Source organism: Streptomyces sp. NPDC126497 (assembly GCF_040302425.1).
Taxonomy (GTDB): Bacteria; Actinomycetota; Actinomycetes; order Streptomycetales; family Streptomycetaceae; genus Streptomyces.
Genome location: NZ_JBEORT010000007.1, coordinates 24,519 through 40,138 on the forward strand (window position 1 = coordinate 24,519; position 15,620 = coordinate 40,138).

Annotated in this window: 14 protein-coding genes and 1 pseudogene; 10 read left to right on the forward strand and 5 right to left on the reverse strand. The window is 72.5% G+C overall.

Going from position 1 to position 15,620, the window contains the following annotated elements; all coding sequences use genetic code 11:
- Nucleotides 1–3 precede the first annotated feature (3 nt).
- Together ABTY20_RS06210 and ABTY20_RS06215 are read left to right on the forward strand one after the other, a co-directional pair.
- Nucleotides 4–861 carry a MerR family transcriptional regulator gene (locus tag ABTY20_RS06210; RefSeq protein ID WP_351995794.1) on the forward strand — a complete coding sequence of 286 codons (858 nt, stop codon included), beginning with the start codon at nucleotides 4–6 and terminating at the stop codon, nucleotides 859–861.
- A gap of 86 nt (nucleotides 862–947) precedes the next feature.
- A pseudogene (locus ABTY20_RS06215) lies at nucleotides 948–1,088 on the forward strand (IS5-like element IS4811 family transposase); the annotation flags it as partial.
- Nucleotides 1,089–1,271: 183 nt separating this feature from the next.
- Here the strand turns inward: ABTY20_RS06215 and ABTY20_RS06220 are convergent.
- Together ABTY20_RS06220 and ABTY20_RS06225 are read right to left on the reverse strand one after the other, a co-directional pair.
- A complete protein-coding gene (locus ABTY20_RS06220) occupies nucleotides 1,272–1,604 on the reverse strand; it encodes a hypothetical protein (protein WP_351995878.1) in 333 nt (110 codons plus the stop codon).
- A 29-nt stretch (nucleotides 1,605–1,633) separates the two neighbouring features.
- The gene (locus tag ABTY20_RS06225) at nucleotides 1,634–2,029 is read right to left on the reverse strand and encodes a S41 family peptidase (protein ID WP_351995795.1); all 396 of its coding nucleotides are present in this window, start codon (nucleotides 2,027–2,029) and stop codon (nucleotides 1,634–1,636) included.
- A gap of 487 nt (nucleotides 2,030–2,516) precedes the next feature.
- On the opposite strand from ABTY20_RS06225, the gene ABTY20_RS06230 reads away from it, so the two are divergent.
- The gene (locus ABTY20_RS06230; RefSeq protein WP_351995796.1) at nucleotides 2,517–4,025 is read left to right on the forward strand and encodes a vanadium-dependent haloperoxidase; all 1,509 of its coding nucleotides are present in this window, start codon (nucleotides 2,517–2,519) and stop codon (nucleotides 4,023–4,025) included.
- Nucleotides 4,026–4,320: 295 nt separating this feature from the next.
- On the opposite strand, the gene ABTY20_RS06240 is transcribed toward ABTY20_RS06230, so the two are convergent.
- The gene (locus ABTY20_RS06240; protein WP_351995797.1) at nucleotides 4,321–5,127 is read right to left on the reverse strand and encodes a tat (twin-arginine translocation) pathway signal sequence; all 807 of its coding nucleotides are present in this window, start codon (nucleotides 5,125–5,127) and stop codon (nucleotides 4,321–4,323) included.
- A gap of 269 nt (nucleotides 5,128–5,396) precedes the next feature.
- Nucleotides 5,397–6,236, reverse strand: a complete 840-nt coding sequence (locus tag ABTY20_RS06245; protein ID WP_351995798.1) for a glycoside hydrolase family 16 protein — start codon at nucleotides 6,234–6,236, stop codon at nucleotides 5,397–5,399.
- A 661-nt stretch (nucleotides 6,237–6,897) separates the two neighbouring features.
- Here ABTY20_RS06245 and ABTY20_RS06250 point away from each other — a divergent pair.
- From ABTY20_RS06250 to ABTY20_RS06280, 7 genes are all read left to right on the forward strand, one after another.
- Nucleotides 6,898–7,962 (forward strand): NAD-dependent epimerase/dehydratase family protein, encoded by a 1,065-nt coding sequence (locus tag ABTY20_RS06250; RefSeq protein WP_351995799.1) that lies wholly within the window; start codon nucleotides 6,898–6,900, stop codon nucleotides 7,960–7,962.
- Nucleotides 7,959–8,795 carry a UbiA family prenyltransferase gene (locus ABTY20_RS06255; RefSeq protein WP_351995800.1) on the forward strand — a complete coding sequence of 279 codons (837 nt, stop codon included), beginning with the start codon at nucleotides 7,959–7,961 and terminating at the stop codon, nucleotides 8,793–8,795. Before ABTY20_RS06250 ends, ABTY20_RS06255 begins: the two co-directional genes overlap by 4 nt.
- Nucleotides 8,795–9,976, forward strand: coding sequence for an NAD(P)/FAD-dependent oxidoreductase (locus tag ABTY20_RS06260; RefSeq protein ID WP_351995801.1), 1,182 nt, complete (start codon nucleotides 8,795–8,797; stop codon nucleotides 9,974–9,976). Before ABTY20_RS06255 ends, ABTY20_RS06260 begins: the two co-directional genes overlap by 1 nt.
- Nucleotides 9,973–11,055 (forward strand): type III polyketide synthase, encoded by a 1,083-nt coding sequence (locus ABTY20_RS06265; RefSeq protein ID WP_351995802.1) that lies wholly within the window; start codon nucleotides 9,973–9,975, stop codon nucleotides 11,053–11,055. Before ABTY20_RS06260 ends, ABTY20_RS06265 begins: the two co-directional genes overlap by 4 nt.
- Nucleotides 11,056–11,058: 3 nt before the next feature.
- Nucleotides 11,059–11,577 carry an isoprenylcysteine carboxyl methyltransferase family protein gene (locus tag ABTY20_RS06270; RefSeq protein ID WP_351995803.1) on the forward strand — a complete coding sequence of 173 codons (519 nt, stop codon included), beginning with the start codon at nucleotides 11,059–11,061 and terminating at the stop codon, nucleotides 11,575–11,577.
- A gap of 10 nt (nucleotides 11,578–11,587) precedes the next feature.
- On the forward strand, nucleotides 11,588–12,616 hold the full coding sequence (locus ABTY20_RS06275) for an NAD(P)/FAD-dependent oxidoreductase (protein WP_351995804.1): 1,029 nt from the start codon (nucleotides 11,588–11,590) through the stop codon (nucleotides 12,614–12,616).
- A 73-nt stretch (nucleotides 12,617–12,689) separates the two neighbouring features.
- Nucleotides 12,690–13,205: a hypothetical protein gene (locus ABTY20_RS06280; protein WP_351995805.1), complete on the forward strand. Its 516-nt coding sequence runs from the start codon at nucleotides 12,690–12,692 to the stop codon at nucleotides 13,203–13,205.
- 127 nt (nucleotides 13,206–13,332) lie between these two features.
- Here ABTY20_RS06280 and ABTY20_RS06285 read toward each other — a convergent pair whose 3' ends face one another.
- Complete coding sequence (locus tag ABTY20_RS06285; protein WP_351995806.1) at nucleotides 13,333–15,573, reverse strand: MMPL family transporter; 2,241 nt, start codon at nucleotides 15,571–15,573, stop codon at nucleotides 13,333–13,335.
- Between the last annotated feature and the right edge of the window lie 47 nt (nucleotides 15,574–15,620).

The following is a 15,620-nucleotide window of genomic DNA, read 5'->3' on the forward strand; positions in this document are numbered from 1 at the left end:
CGCATGCCCCTTCCTGCGATTCCCCGCCGGGTCAAGATCGGCGATGCCGCCGCGTTCGCCGGGACCACCCCCCGCGCCATCCGCCACTACCACGCCATCGGACTCCTCGCCGAACCGGAACGCGGCGGCGACGACCGCCGCCGCTACGCGTACGACGACATGATCCGCCTGCTGTGGATCCGCAGGATGGCTGATGCGGGTGTCTCCCTGGACGACATCCGGGCCGGCTTCGAGGGCGCCACCGGCATCGAGCAGTCCCTGGCCCGGCTGGAGGAGTCCCTCGTCTCCAAGGCGGCCGCCATCGAAGCCCAGCGGGCCGCCGTGCACCGCCTCCGCGAGGTGGGCAGCCCCCTGGGCCTGCTCTCACCGCTGGTCAGCGGCCGCCTGCATGACCTGGCGCCCGGAGCCCTGCGCCCGGCCGATCTCGATACCCTTCTGGTCACGGAGCGTGTCTTCGGCTCCCTGGGGGCCGCCGTCCAGGCCGACCGGTTCATCGTCCTGGCCACCCACCCCGGGCTGCGGGCCGAGGAAGACCGCCTGGCCGAGGCCGAGGCGGCCTTGGACGACACCATCTCCCCCGACGACCCCCGCATCGAAGACCTGGCTGTCCAGCGGTGTGCTCATGAGACCGCCTTGGGAGCCACCATCGACAGATCCGGCCTGGACGAGGCCCTCGACGTCCTCCTGGACCAGGAGGACGAACACGCCGGCGAGGAGGAAGGCGGGGCGAGGACGAGTCCGACGGAGGCCATCGGCACGATGCCGTACGACTTCTCCCCGGCCCGCGTCCGGTACGAGGAACGTGTCATCGAACTGCTTCACTCGGCCGATCAGGACGGCGACACCCCACCGGTCTGCTGACTGGCACGGCTCGTGGACCGGTGGGCGGCTCGCGGGGTGGTGGGCTGGTACGGCCGCGGGCCATGTCGAGAGCGTGACGACGAGTGATGATGCACGCCCGTCGTCACGCGAGGGACGACGAACGGCTCGTCCGGCACTCCGAGACGCCGATCACCTGGGCGGCCGTCACCCCCATGGCCAGACGCCTTGCCCGGAACGGGGCCGTCCCCGGCCGGCGAAGGAAACCGGCACCGGCCGTCTGATCGCCCGGCCCGTCCACGCGCAGCCGGGCTGCTCGGACAACCATTCCCTTGCCGCTTCCAGGACAGGATCCTCGCTTCCCCCGCGTCCGAGGTTGTCGACGACTGGCTGGTCAGGTGGGATGGGGCTGTCGTACGCACGCCTCGTGCGGTCGGCATCCATCACCTCTGTCAGGTTGAGGGTCGCCCCGTCGGACAGTCGGTGCCGTGTGTTTCCGGTGGGGACGCCTGTGGTGTCCTCCCCGAAGGAGCGGTGTCAGGGCGTCCGCGGGAGGCCACCGTCACCGCCTCCCCGGAACTGGCAGTGGAACGGCTGGTGAGCACCGCGACAGGGGCTGATCCGCCGCCTACGGGAGGGCCGGTTCCCCAGCCGGTGGATTCACCGTCCAGCCGAGGGCTGCCCTTCTCGATGGACCACACCGTCTTCCTGCCGTCCGCATCGACGAACGACCCGACGTCGCCGTCACCGAGGCTCGGTCCCGCGACGGCAAGCATCGGCCACATGTTGCCACCGCGGTTGCGGCGCAGGTCGATCACCCAGCCGCAGGGTTCGGGCGATTGGCCTTCGCCACGGCGTCTCGCCCCTCCCGCACGTACTGTTGATAGACCTTCTCGGATCCCTGGACACCGGGAAGCGACACATACCCCATGCGGCCGGCCAACGCCCACCCTTCCACAGGCCGGCGGATCTGCTCGTCCCCGTCCGGCTCCTTCGCCCTCTTCGGGGCGTAGAAGCCGCTGTGCCCGTCTCCCAGTCCGCCCAGGGCAGCCTCAATGGCCCGATGGGTACCGGCGGGACGCCGCGCGTCGCCGGCTTCGGTGAAGGCTGTGCGCCGTACCTCGTCCCAGTCGACATCGTCGCGGCGAAGTGCGTTGTCCTCCATGAGGTCCAACGCCGTGGACGGGTAGGACCGGGCCTCGTCGGACATCGCCGCCCCTGGAGCCGACGCCTCCCCCCTCGAGCACCCAGCCCCAGCAGCAAGAACACCTACCAGACCAACAACTTTCCCATGCGGCAGACGCCACCACGCCATGCGCCCCCCATGGAGCCGTCGAGAATCCTGGTAAGACCGGCCCATTACAGGGGCACACCCGCGCCCGCCAGGATTGGGTACCTGGCCCGGTGCCGGCGGGGGGGAACGCTCTGGACCAGCTCAGTTGCGGTAACGGCCCGCGCACCTGATGCCCGGCGGTTGGCCGGGAAGGCTATGGCCCAAGGTGACCGAGAGCACCAAGATTCTTTCTGAGTTCCCTGGGCCGCCGTGGACGGCCGGGTTCCGTGCGTCCTCGCGCGGACGACACGTCTTCTTCCCGTAGGAGTGAGAGTTGCGTCAGAGAACCTCGGCCGCAGGCCATCCCTCGTCCAGTGCGGTCACAGCCGCCCCGCCGCTCCCTCAACGGCGGTGGAGGCGGCTCATGACGGCGCTGCCGGTGGCCCTGGCGGCCGTCCTCGCTGCCTTGTCCCTTCCGTCCCACCCGGTCGCGGCCGCGCCGCTCGCAGAGACGGCGGTCGACAGGGACCACGTCATCTACTGGAACAAAGTCCTGCAGCGGACCTTCCGCCAGCTGACCGGGGCGAGCGCGGCACCCACCGAGCTGGCGCGGGCCAGCGCGATCGTCCATGTGGCGATCTACGACGCGGCGAATTCCGCCAAATGCGTGCGTCCTGTCGGATGCCTGGGCCAGCCGTACCTGGTGAAGGTCCCGCTCGCGCAGGGGACCACTCCGGACTACGACACCGCAGTCGACTACGCCGCCTTCCGGGCCCTGACGAGCGTGTGGCCAGACCTCGACTTCTCGGCGGATCTGAGCGCGGCACAGGCCGCCGTGCCTTCGACCGTCACGAAGACCGCACGTGCGGCCGGGGCCGATGTCGGCACCAAGGCGGCCGAAGCCGTAGTGAGCGCCCGAGCGGGTGACGGGGCCGCGAATGTCACTGCCCACCCCGGAAGCACGCAACCGGGTTTCTGGCGGCCGACGGGTTCGGGTGCGGCGGTCACCCCGCACTGGGGAAAGGTGAAGCCCTTCGCGCTGACGACGGTCGACCAGGTGCGGCCCCAGCTCCCCGCGGGTAAGACCTCGATGCCCGAACTACTGGCCAGCCCTGAGTACGCCGCCCAAGTCAACGAGGTCAAACGCCTCGGCGGTGCCACCTCCACCACGCGTACGCCCGACCAGACAGAGGCCGCCTACTTCTGGGCCAACGACGTGGACGGAACGTACAAGCCCATCGGCCAGATCTTCGCGAACACCCAGACCCTGGTCGCCCAGCAGCGCATCCAGACCTCGGGTACGGCCAAGCTGTTCGCCATGCTGTCGTTGGCGCTCGCCGACGCGGGGATCGCAGCCTGGCACGCCAAGTACGAGACGCCGATCAACCTGTGGCGTCCGGAGAGCGCCATCAACCTGGACGACGACGGCAACGCCGGAACGGTGGCGGACCCGTCATGGCGCCCCTTGTCGGCCGACCGCAACGGCCAGAGCTTCAGCCCGCCCTTCCCGGCCTATGTCTCCGGCCACGCGACGTTCGCGGGTGCCTGGGCGAAAGTCATGTCCTCCTGGTTCGGTCAGGACCAGATGACCTTCGACGCCGCTACCGAGGACCCGCACGCGCAGGGCGTCATCCGACGGTTCCACAGCTTCTCGGCCGCCGCCGAGGAGAACGCCCTCGCGCGCCTGTGGCTCGGCGTCCACTACCGCTGGGACGCCGAACAGGGCCTGGCCACCGGTGGACGGGTCGGCGCCCATGTGTCGTCGAACCATCTCGGCCCGAACTCCGCCGCTGACTGGGTCTCGTTCGGAACCGCGTACAACCAGGAAACCTGTCCCGACCAAGGACAGAAGCTGCTCGATGAGCACCGGTGGACGCAGTACCAGTGCCAAGCGCTCGCCGACGGTGCGACCTTCCGCCTGCTCGTGAAGTGAACAAGCAGTACGACGGCACGAGCGATGCCGGCGCGGCTCCCCCGCTGCGCCGGCGGCGCGAACCGCGCTCGGCGCGAGCGGTCCGGCACAGGACGATTTCCCCCGGGCGTGGGGGCGGGCGTCATCGACTCGGATCACCCGTCGAGCGGACGATCTCCTGGCTGCACGGCTCCCGCCGCCTACGCGTCCACCGGGAAAGACGCGACGACGCCCGCGAAGCCCTCCCCGGACTCGCCCTCTGCCCGATACCCACCGGCACGTCCAGAGGCTTCGTCGGGGCCGGTAAGTGCGTCGCTCACCATCCCCCGGCGAAGAGGTGGGCGAGTGCCCGGGACGAGTTCGCCGCGTTCATGACGTTGGAGACGGTGATGACCAGCGCAGCAGCCGCCCACAGTGCCGAGACGGCAGCGCCTGGTCTCGTCGCACGCGGTGAGCGCCCGTCGGCCGATGCCCTCGACCGGTTCCACAACATGATGCTCGTGCCGGCCAGCACGCACGTGACCGTGGCGGCCATCGCGGCCAGTACGGCATGGTAGACGGCGAATTCGCCGACCATGAAGGCGAAGGCGGGAGAGTGCCCGGAACCCGGGTGGGCCTGTGCTTGCTGCCGGACCTGGGCGAGGACGGTGGCGAGTTCGCCCTCCGCACCGCCGTTCACCAGCATGGGCAGCAGCGAGGCGAAAGGCGCCACCGCGCCTTGCACGTTGGCCATGAGCGCCACCAGAGCGAAGAGTCCGAGCATTCCGGCCGGGACGCAGGACAGCCCGCGCCGAAGGCGAGCGGACCGCCCACCGGCGCGCTGCCGGGCGTGCCGCCACAGGACCACGCCCAGGGCCACAGCCACCGCGAGGAGCAGCAGGGAGAGGCCGGCCTTGACGAGGTGGAAGCGGAACCAGAAGGTGACCGTGTCCTCCAGCCGGGGTGGGAATCCCCGGCCGTCGGACTGCCAGTAGTCGATGAATCCCTGACGGAAGGAATCGCTGACGTTCGCCGTGCTGACGGACGTCCGGGCCAGGGCGTCGGGAGCGAGGAAGAAGGCGAGGAGGATCGCCCCGGCTGACGCGATCAGTGTGCTGATCCGCCGTCGTGGTGTGGCAGTCACGTAGGAAAGGGCACCGAAGCGTTTCATCGAGGCTCTCGTGTCTGTCGGAAGGCGGCGACTTTCCGCTGTGGTCGCGGATCGGGGTTCCCGGACACGGAAGTTAGCGCGTTGGTGCCCGGGTGGTCTCTGCAGCCTGCCTCCGGCTGGAGGGTGGGGTTTTCCTCACCACGGGAACGATGCGCGGCCGAATGCCGCCGGCGGGACGCCGGGACGGCTGGCCCGGGCCCGCCCTCTCCCCCGCCGTCCGGCCCGGCGGGCCCCTCGGACCCTCAGGCGTGGCCCTCGCCGTAGAGGCGGACGTAGTCGACGGTCATCGTCGCGGGGGACGGCGTCGAGGCGTCGGGCGGGCCCGGCCAGTCTCCTCCGACGGCGACGTTGAGCAGCAGGTGCATGTCCTGTTCGAAGACCCAGTCGCGTGGTGAGGGGAGCTTCGACGGGGTCAGGGTGAAGTACGGCTTTCCGTCGACGGACCAGGTGATGCGGTGCGGCTGCTTGTCGACGGCGTAGGTGTGGAAGGCCGTCGAAGCATCCGCGGTCAAGGTGGCGGCTCCGCCGATCCCGTCCTCGTTGGAGTAGGTCGGTCCGTGGGCGGTGCCGTACACCGTCCGCGGTTCTCCGCCGACCACCTCGCAGATGTCGATCTCCCCCTGTCCGGGCCATTGGGCTCCGTTGTCGCCCAGCATCCAGATCGCGGGCAGCAGCCCCGTTCCCGTGGGCATCCTCGCGCGGATCTCCGCCCGTCCACGGGTCAGTGCGACCTTTCCCTCCGTGGTCAGCCGGGCCGACGTCCAGGGGCAGGACCTCTCGGTGAAGCACGGCAGTTCGGCCCCCGGTGGAGCCGGACGCGCCGAGACCTCGAGGTGACCCGCGCCGTCGAGGGCGGAGTTGGCCGCGTCGTCCGTGTAGTACTGCAGCTCGTTGTTCCCCCACCCCTCGGCCTCCCGGTTCCCGGTCTCGGTGTTCCAGAACCTCTCCGACGGGCGGATGCCCGCCGCTCCGTCGAACTCGGCCTGCCAGAAGGGCTTCTCCCCGGCCGGCGCCGGGCGGTGCGTCCGCGGCGGCGTACCGCAAGCGCCCAGCAGGCCGCACAGGACCAGTACGAGTGCCAAGCCGGTCCGCCGGTTCACCGCGCTGTTCCCGAACGAGCCGGAGGAGTACGCATGGCCCGAAGCCTACAGAGGAGCTCGTGCACCTGACCGGACCGGTCGCAGCATGCTCGGCGATCACGCTGTGTCCTGCTGGGGCCGGTTGTCCCGACCAGCCGGTCCGCCGCCTTGACGGGTGCCCTCCGCAGCACCGAGCGGGCCCGGCCGACCGCGGTCCGGTCGGCGTCGGGACGCCGGCCGAGATGCCGAAGCCGGCGGAGAGGGGAGCCGGCGTCTCGTACGCGCGCAGGTGGACCGGGCCGATGAGCGCGTCGGCGCTACGGCGGAAGCGTGGAGCGGCGATCACCCTCATGGGTGACGACGAGCATGATGCCCCGCTCGGCCCGCGCGGGGGCGGGCCGAGCGGGGCGCGGCAGGAGACCGCCGAGGCGTCCGTACCGATGCGCTGATGCGTCGAACGCCCTCCTCACCGGCGCGGATGCCCTCGTGCGTCGCGTCCTCGCCCCGTCATCCCGCCTCGGTGACCGCTCAGCGAACGCCCGGTGCCTCCTCCGAGCCCGGAGGGACGCGCATACGCGCGGTGCACCGGCCGGGTGACGCCGGTGTCCGCCGGATGCCGGAGTGCCTCGTGTGAGGGGGGAAGCGACGGGGCAACCCATCCCGCATGCGCATCGTGGTCACCGGGGCGACCGGGAACATCGGTTCCACCGTCGTGCGACGCCTGCGTGCCGAGGGCGGACACGACCTTGTGGGTCTGGCCCGGCGGCTGCCCGGAGGCCCTGACAGCCAGGGGGTCGACTGGCGCTCGGCGGACCTCAGCGTCGAGGCCTGTCACGGCACGCTCGTCGAGGCGTTCACCGGCGCGGACGCGGTCGTCCACCTGGCATGGGGCTTCCAGCCGTCCCACGACCTCGCCTACCTCACCGAGCTCGGCGTCGGCGGCACCCGCCGCGTGCTGCGGGCCGTCGCCGACGCCGGTGTCCCGCACCTGGTCCACATGTCCTCGGTCGGCGCCTACTCACCGAAGAAGGACGATCGTCCGGTGGACGAGTCCTGGCCCACCGGGGGCGTGCGCAGTTCGCGGTACAGCCGGCACAAATCGGCGGCCGAACGTCTCCTCGACCGGCACGAGGCCTCCGGCGCCGGCACCCTCGTCACCCGTCTTCGGCCGGGAATCGTCGGGCAGCGCGCCGCCGGCAGCGCTCTCCTGCGGTACGGCGTTCCCGCCCTCGTGCCCTCGAAGGTGCTCGGTCTGCTGCCGGTCCTGCCGATGGACCGGAGGCTGACCATCCCGATGGTGCACACCGACGACGTCGCCGAGGCGATCGTCACGGTGTTGCACCGGCGCGCGGCAGGTCCGTTCAACCTCGCCGCCGACACGCCCGTGACCGCGGCGGTCATCGCGGACGCGCTCGGCGCCAGGCTGGTCCACGTGCCCTCCGCCGCGGTCCGCGCCGTCCTGTCGGCCGCCTGGCACGCGCGCCTGCAACCGGTCGACACCGGGTGGCTCGACATGGGCTTCGCCCTCCCCACGCTGGACACGACCCGCGCGCGCACGGAACTCGACTGGACCCCGGCCAAGGACGGCCCGCAGGTGCTCGCCGAGGTGCTCGAGGGGATGAGGGAGGCCGCGTCCGGCCGGACACCCGTGCTGCGCCCGCGCACCGTCCTCGGAGCGCTCGGCGACGCGGCCCGTCGTGGGCCGGTCGCTGTGCGGCGACGCCCGTGACCACCGGCACGGCGTCGTCGCGCCCCGGGCCGCCGCCCGTCCGCGCCCTGCTCGCCGCCGCCCACGGCGGGCCGGCCCTGGCGGTCGCCGCCGTCGCAGGCCTGCTCGCGCTCCGCAGCGACCTGCACCCGCTCGATGCCGCCGCCGTCACCGCGGCGGTACTCGCCGGCCACCTCACGATCGGGTGGGGCAACGACCTGCGTGACCTCCCCCGCGACCGCGCCGTCGGCCGGACCGACAAGCCGCTGGTCACCGGGGCCCTGCCGGCCGGCCGGGTGGTGCGCGCCCTGGCCGTGGCCGGACTCGCCTGCGTCGTGCTGTCCGCACTCGCCGGCTGGCGCAGCGCGCTGGTCAACGTCGTTCTCGGCGCCGGCGCGGGCCATGCCTACAACCTGGGACTCAAGGCGACCCGGTGGTCGTGGGTGCCGTACGCCAGTGCCTTCGGGACGCTGCCCTCGGTCGTCACCCTCGCCGGCCCCGCCCCGGCCTGGGCGCCGCTGTGGACGACCGGCGCCGGGGCCGCGCTCGGTGTCGGGGCGCACCTGCTCAACACGCTGCCCGACCTCGCCGACGACGAACGCACCGGCGTCCGCGGTCTGCCGCACCGGCTCGGCGAGCACCCTTCGCGCGTCCTGGCCGTCGTGCTGCTGTCCGCCGCCTCGCTGCTGGCCGTGCTCGGTCCCGCCGGGCCCCCTCCGGTAGGGGCGCAGGCGGCCCTCGTCCTGGTGGCGGTCCTCGTGGTGCTCACGTCGGTCGCCCGCGGCCGTGCTCCCTTCCGGGCCGCGGTGGCCGTCGCCCTGCTCGACGTCGTGCTGCTCGTGGCGGCCGGTTGATGGCACCCGCCTCCACTCTCTGGGACCTCGCGGTGGTCGGCGCCGGACCGGCCGGCGCCGCCGCCGCCCTGGGCGCGCTGCACGCCGACGCGAGCCTGCGCGTCGCCCTTCTGGACCGGGCGGGCTTCCCACGGGACAAGGTCTGCGGCGACGGGGTGGCCCCGCACGTCCTCGACCTCCTCGCCGAGGTCTGCGTCACCGGTCTCGTCGACGACCGGATCCCGGTCGAGCGCCTCCGCCTCGGCCGGGGTGACCTGGTCGTCGAGCGGCGGACGGCCCGCCCGGCGTGGGTGGTGCCGCGCCGGGTCTTCGATGCCCGACTGGTCGACGCGGCCGTCGCCGCGGGCGCCCGGCTGCTGCGGCACCGGGTCCGCGACCTGAGGCAGCACACCGACGCGGTGGTCCTGGACGGGGAGGTCCGCGCCGCGGTCGTGGTCGGCGCCGACGGCGAACACTCGGTCGTCCAACGCGCGCTCGGCCGGTCCCGCGGTCCGGTCGCCCTGGCGCTGCGGGGCTACGCCCCGGTCGCAGCCGGGCGGCGAGGCGTGCAGGTCATCGAGTTCGGCACCCGCCACCAGCCGTCGTACGCCTGGTCCTTCGACTGCGGTGACGGCCGGGCGAACGTCGGGTACGGCGAGGTCCTCCACAGGGGCCGGCCGGCGCCGACCCGTGCCCAGTTGTTCGAGCGACTGGATGTGCTCCTGCCCGGTGCGGCCGAGGAGGGACGGAACTGGGCCGGGCACCTCCTGCCGCTCTCGACGGCGCGCTGGCACCCTCCGGCCGGCCGCGTACTGCTCGCGGGCGACGCCGCCCGCCTGGTGAACCCCCTGACCGGAGAGGGCATCCATCACGCCGTGGCCACCGGCATCGCGGCCGGTCGCGCCGCCGCCGCGGCCCTGCGTGACGGGCGGCCCGAGCGGGCGGGAGAGCAGTACGCCCGCCTCACCCGCCGGATCCTGCTGCCCCACCTGCGCCACACCGCTCTGGCCGCCCGGCTCGCCCGCACCGCCGGTGTCCTCGACGCCGGGCTGCGGGCCTCAGCCGCCGACCGGCGCGTCTTCGACGACCTCGTCGAACTCGGCCTCGCCCGGGGCCGGCTCACCCCTACCGTCGCGCTCGGTCTCGGCCGGGCGTTCCTCGCACCCGGCCACCCGACCGGCCGGCCTCAGGAGCCAGCATGACCATGCGCGTCCTCAGTGTCTGCGGTGTCCTGCCCGATCACTGCTACCGGCAGGAGGAAATCACCGAGTCCTTCGTCGGCATACTGGCCAGGGGTGCGGTCGACCGCGGCCTCGTCGAGCGGTTCCACCGCAACACGTGCGTCGAGACCCGGCACACCGCGCTGGCCCTGGAGGAGTACGCCCGCCTCGGGGACTTCGGGCGGTCGAACGACGTCTTCATCCGGACGGGTGTCGAACTCGGCGGTCGCGCGGTCGTCAACGCGCTCAAGGACGTCGGACTCACCCCGGCCGACGTCGACTTCATCGTGTCGTGCACGGTGACCGGTCTGGCCGTCCCCTCACTCGAAGCCCGCATCGCGACGGAGATCGGGCTGCGCCCCGACGTGGTGCGCATGCCCCTGGTCGGCCTCGGCTGTGTCGCCGGCGCGGCCGGCATCGCACGTCTGCACGACCTGTTGCGCGGCTGCCCGGACGGGGTCGCGGTGCTGATGTCGGTCGAGTTGTGCTCGCTCACGTTCCAGCGCGAGGACACCTCGCTCGCCAATCTCGTGGCGAGCGGCCTGTTCGGGGACGGCGCGGCGGCGGTGGTCGCCGTCGGTTCCGAGCATCCGCTCGCACGGTCCGACGATCCCGCCCACCCCGAGGTCCTCGCCTCGCGCAGTCGCCTCTATCCCGATTCGGAGCGCACGATGGGCTGGGACGTCGGCTCCGGCGGATTCAGGATCGTGCTCGACTCCTCGGTCCCCGACCTGGTGCGCCGGTACGTCGGCGGCGACGTTCGCGGCTTCCTCGCCGACCACGCCCTCACCGGCGACGACATCGGCTGGTACGTCGCGCACCCCGGTGGTCCCAAGGTCCTGGGGGCACTGCAGGAAGTGCTCGGAGTCGGACGTGACGCCCTGGAGGTGACCTGGGACTCGCTGCGCCGGATCGGCAACCTGTCCTCCTCCTCGGTGCTGCACGTCCTGGCGGACACGCTCGCCGGCCGCCCTCCGCGGCCCGGCTCCCACGGGCTCATGCTCGCCCTGGGCCCGGGCTTCTGCTCCGAACTCGTGCTCCTGCGCGCCCCGGGAGGATGAGAGATGAGCGGCGAGGTCCTGTTCACCGTCCTGCTCCTGACCGTCGGCCTGGAACGGGTCGCCGAACTGGTCGTGTCCCACCGCAACGCCGTCTGGAGCATCGCGCGGGGCGGCGTGGAGAGCGGGCGGGGCCACTACCCGTTCATGGTGGTGCTGCACGCGGGCCTGCTGGTCGGCGCGCTCGTGGAGGTCTGGGTGCGGCGACCGGCCACCGCAGCGGTCCTCACCTGGGCCATGCTCGCCCTCGTCGCGGCCTCGCAGGCGCTGCGCTGGTGGTGCATCAGCGCCCTGGGCCGGCAGTGGAACACCCGGGTGATCGTCGTGCCCGGCGCCGTGCGTGTGACCGGCGGCCCCTACCGCCGGTTCCCGCACCCGAACTACGTCGCCGTGGTCGTGGAAGGGTTCGCGCTCCCGCTGGTGCACTCGGCCTGGGTCACGGCGGTCGTCTTCACCGTGCTGAACGGGTTCCTGCTCGCCGTCCGTGTCCGCACCGAGGACGCCGCCCTGGCGCGGCCGGCCTGAGGAGGGGCGCGTGGATCTCCTCGTCGTCGGTGGAGGACCGGCGGGTCTCGCCACGGCATTGCACGCGGTTCGGGCAGGCCTCGAAGTCGCCGTCTGGGAACAGCACGCCGGCACCGTCGACAAGGCGTGCGGCGAGGGGCTGATGCCGGGTGCCGTCGCCGCCCTGGCAGCACTCGGCGCACATCCGCCGGGACACGCCCTGCGGGGCATCGGGTACGTCTCCGGGCCGCATCGGGTCGACGCCGACTTCCGGGCGGGGCCGGGGCGCGGGGTGCGTCGCACCGTCCTGCACGCGACGCTGCGCGAGGCGGTGCTGGCCGCCGGCGTACGGGTCGAGCAGCGCACCGTGCGCCGGGTCGAGCAGGACGAGGACGGTGTGGTGGTCGACGGCACCCGCGCCGACCACCTCGTCGCCGCAGACGGCCTGCACTCGCCGATCCGCCGGTCCCTGGGGCTGCACCGGCCGCGTCGGGCCCACCGGCGGCACGGGCTGCGCCGCCACTACGTGCTCGCCCCCTGGAGCGACCGCGTCGAGGTGCACTGGGCCCGTGACGCGGAGGCCTACGTGACCCCGGTGGGCGACGAGCTCGTGGGCGTCGCGGTGCTCACGTCCGGCCGCGGACCGTACGACGACCACCTTGCCGCCTTCCCCGAGTTGCGGGAGCGGCTGGCCGGAGCCGGACCCGCCGGGCCGGTGCGCGGGGCGGGGCCGCTCCGCCAGGACACGAAGGCGCGCACCGCCGGCCGGGTGCTGCTGGTCGGCGACGCGGCCGGTTATGTCGACGCGCTGACCGGTGAGGGCATCGCGCTGGCGCTCGCGCAGGCCTCGGCGGCGGTGCGCGCAGTCGCCGGCAACGACCTGGCGTCGTACGAGCGGGAGTGGCGACGGCTCACCCGGCGCTACCGCTGGCTGACCCGGGCACTGCTCGGCGCGACGAGGGTCCTCCCGGTCCGTGCGGCGCTGGTGCCTGCGGCGCAGCGGCTGCCACGGTTGTTCTCCGCGACCGTCGACGCGCTGGCGCGCCCGGCGGGGACGTGATCCGGCAGGCTTCGGACACGTGCGCCGTGGACGGACGCAGGGGTGTGTCGACGACTGACGGGACAGCGGAACGGTGCGGACGCGTCGGCCGGGCGGGTCGATCCCCGCTGCCGCCGGCCTGCGGACTCGTCCCGGCGGCCCGTCCGCCCCGCAGGCCCTGCGTGGGCCCGGAGTCGAGATCCGCCCGGCCTGGGAGTCCGCTGGGCACCGCGGACCGAGCGAAGAGGTCGTCCCTGTCACCGAGTACCGCGACAGCCTCCCCCACCGGGACCGTCCCACGCACGAACGGCCGATCCGCCTGGCCTCCGACGCGCACGCGACCGGCCTGACCGCCTCCGGCTCGCACGCCCGCACGGCGGGCAGCGGGATCCTCGTCGGCCTCGTCGACGAACTGCTCGCCGTGCGGGACGGCCGGCCCGCCCGCGGATACGGCGGCACCGCCGACGTCGTCGCCTGCGGCCGGCAACAGGGAACACCCGTGTGCGTGCTGTGGCCCGAGGGGGCCTGCCGGCAGGGGCGCCGCCACGGTCACCGCCTGGGCGGCGCCTTCACGGTCCGGCCCGTCGCCGGCCGGCCCACCACCACCTGACCACAGCCTCACATCGCGGGACCGCGTGCCGTGACGCGTCGTCAGGCCGCCACACACCCCACGACGTGACAACGCTCCTGAGCCTTGCACGACGGGTCGCGGGGTGGCTGAGCGGTGGCCGGGCGGGTCACACCATGGTCGACTCCTTCGTGTCCGCCCGAGCAGCTGCCGCCGGTCCGGGGACGGACGTCGGCTTGGGACCGCCTTCGCTGAGGCCGTACCGGGCGTGGACCGTGCGCAGAAAGCCGGGCGCGTACCAGGCCGATTTCCCCAGCAGACGCATCGCGGCGGGGACGAGCACGCCGCGGACGGCGAGGGCGTCGATGAGGATGGCCAGTCCGCTGCCGAGGCCGAACATCTGTATGAAGCTGAGTTCGGAGGTGCCGAAGGCGAAGAAGCTCACCGCGAGCAGGAAGGCGGCCGCGCTGACGATGCGCCCGGTGTGGCCGAGGCCGTTGACCACGGCGGTCTCGTTGTCCGCTCCCTGGTCGTGGAGTTCCTTGATCCGGCTGGTGACGAAGACCTCGTAGTCCATCGAGAGGCCGAAGCCGATGCAGAACATCAGCACGGTCATCGCCAGCTCCATCGGCTGGGCGGTGAAGCCGAGCAGTGAGGAGAGGTTGCCGTCCTGGAAGATCCAGGTCATCACACCGAGGGTGGCACCCAGGCTGATCAGGTTGAGGACCAGCGCGCGCAACGGCTGCACGACGCTGCCTGTGAACAGGAAGAGCAGCAGGAAGGCGCTGAGGACGACCAGGGTCACGGCCAGCGGGAGTTTGTCGGCGATGGATTCCTTGGCGTCGACCAGTACGGCGTCGTTCCCGCCGACCAGGGGGTCCGTCCCCGGGGGCGGAGTCACCGAGCGCACCTGCCTGACCAGGCTCTCGGCCGCCTCCGACTTCGGCGTCAGGCTGCTCACCACACTGATCCGCTGTGCGTCGGGCCGGCCGAGGGCGGAGTCGGCCGGGCCGGTCGCGGCGGGCCGTCCCGCGCTGTAGGTGCCCGCGCTGGTCTCGACACGCTCGACGCCCTCGAGCGCGGCCAGTCGCTCCGCGTACGAGGCCAGCGGGGCTTCGGCCACGGAGGTGTCGATGGCGATGAAGACGGCCGAGTCCTCGCTGCCGCCGAACTCCTCCCGCAGGACCTGCGAGACCTGGCGGCTCTCGGCGTCCTCGGGCAGCACGCGTTCGTCCGGCGTTCCGAAGGTGATGTTCAGCAGGGGGCTCGCCGCCAGCAGCAGCACGGCGAGGACGGGCACCGCGGTGAGCACGGGCCGCCGCATGACGGTGCGCGCCAGACGTCCCCACACGGGTGTCCGAGCTTCGGAGCGCCGCGACTTCGCCCACGGCATCCGCCCGCCGTTGACCCGGTGCCCCAGGAGCTTCAGCAGGGCCGGCATCACGAACAGGGTGCTCAGGGCGGCGATGGCGACGACGCCGACCCCGGCGAAGCCGAACGAGCGCAGGAAGTACTGCGGGAACACCATGAGGGCCGCCAGGGCCGCCGCGACGGTCGCCGCGGAGAAGGCGACGGTGCGGCCCGCGGTGTGCACCGTCCGTCGGACGGCGTCGTCCACGCTCGCACCGACCGCGATCTGCTCCCGGAAGCGGCTGACCATCAACAGGGCGTAGTCGATGCCCAGTCCGAGACCCAGGGCGGTGGTGAGGTTGGTCGCGGTGTCGGCCACGTCGGTGACGCTGCCGAGCAGGAAGAGCTGGGCGAACGAGCCGAGGATGGCGATGACGGCGATGACGAGCGGCAACAGCGCCGCGACGACGCTGCCGAAGACGATCAGGAGCAGCACAAGGGTCAGCGGTATGGCGATCGCCTCGGCGAGGATCAGGTCATCGACCACCTGGTTCGACAGGTCGGCTCCTACCGCGGCGCCTCCTCCGGCCCGGACGGTGAGGGTGTCCCTGTAGGAGCCGCTGTAGGTGTCCAGGATCGCGATGGCGCTTTCCCGCTGCTCGGTGGTGTCTCCTTTCACGTGGGCGAGCACCATGGCCTCACGGCCGTCCTCGGAACGCAGGTCCGGGCTGTTCGTCTCCCAGAAGGAGACGACGTTGCTGAGCCGCTCGTCCTTCTTGAGCTCGGCCACCAGGTCCTGGCCGTCCTCCTCGACGGCGGGGGTGTCGATGCGGCCGTCGGGAGAGCGGACCAGCAGGACGAGGTTGGTCTCGCCGCCGAACTTGTCGGCGATGACGTTCGCCGCCCGCGTGGAGGGGGAGGCGGGGTCGTCGAAGCCTCCCCCCTTCAGCTTGTCGAAGGCGCCGGCGCCCACGATGCCCATCAGTGCCACGGCCAGGGCGGCCACGAGCAGCACCGGCCGGGACCGGCGGATCGCCAAGTCGGCCATACGTTCGAACACGAGTGGATCTCCTTCAGGGTTCTTCGGGGAAGGACGAGAGGTGGCGG

What these genes read in the sequence shown, in the direction of transcription:
- ABTY20_RS06210 (WP_351995794.1), top strand. Translation starts at nt 4, where the DNA reads ATGCCCCTTCCTGCGATTCCCCGCCGGGTCAAGATCGGCGATGCCGCC.
- ABTY20_RS06220 (WP_351995878.1), bottom strand. Translation starts at nt 1,604, where the DNA reads ATGTGGCCGATGCTTGCCGTCGCGGGACCGAGCCTCGGTGACGGCGAC.
- ABTY20_RS06225 (WP_351995795.1), bottom strand. Translation starts at nt 2,029, where the DNA reads ATGTCCGACGAGGCCCGGTCCTACCCGTCCACGGCGTTGGACCTCATG.
- ABTY20_RS06230 (WP_351995796.1), top strand. Translation starts at nt 2,517, where the DNA reads ATGACGGCGCTGCCGGTGGCCCTGGCGGCCGTCCTCGCTGCCTTGTCC.
- ABTY20_RS06250 (WP_351995799.1), top strand. Translation starts at nt 6,898, where the DNA reads ATGCGCATCGTGGTCACCGGGGCGACCGGGAACATCGGTTCCACCGTC.
- ABTY20_RS06260 (WP_351995801.1), top strand. Translation starts at nt 8,795, where the DNA reads ATGGCACCCGCCTCCACTCTCTGGGACCTCGCGGTGGTCGGCGCCGGA.
- ABTY20_RS06265 (WP_351995802.1), top strand. Translation starts at nt 9,973, where the DNA reads ATGACCATGCGCGTCCTCAGTGTCTGCGGTGTCCTGCCCGATCACTGC.
- ABTY20_RS06270 (WP_351995803.1), top strand. Translation starts at nt 11,059, where the DNA reads ATGAGCGGCGAGGTCCTGTTCACCGTCCTGCTCCTGACCGTCGGCCTG.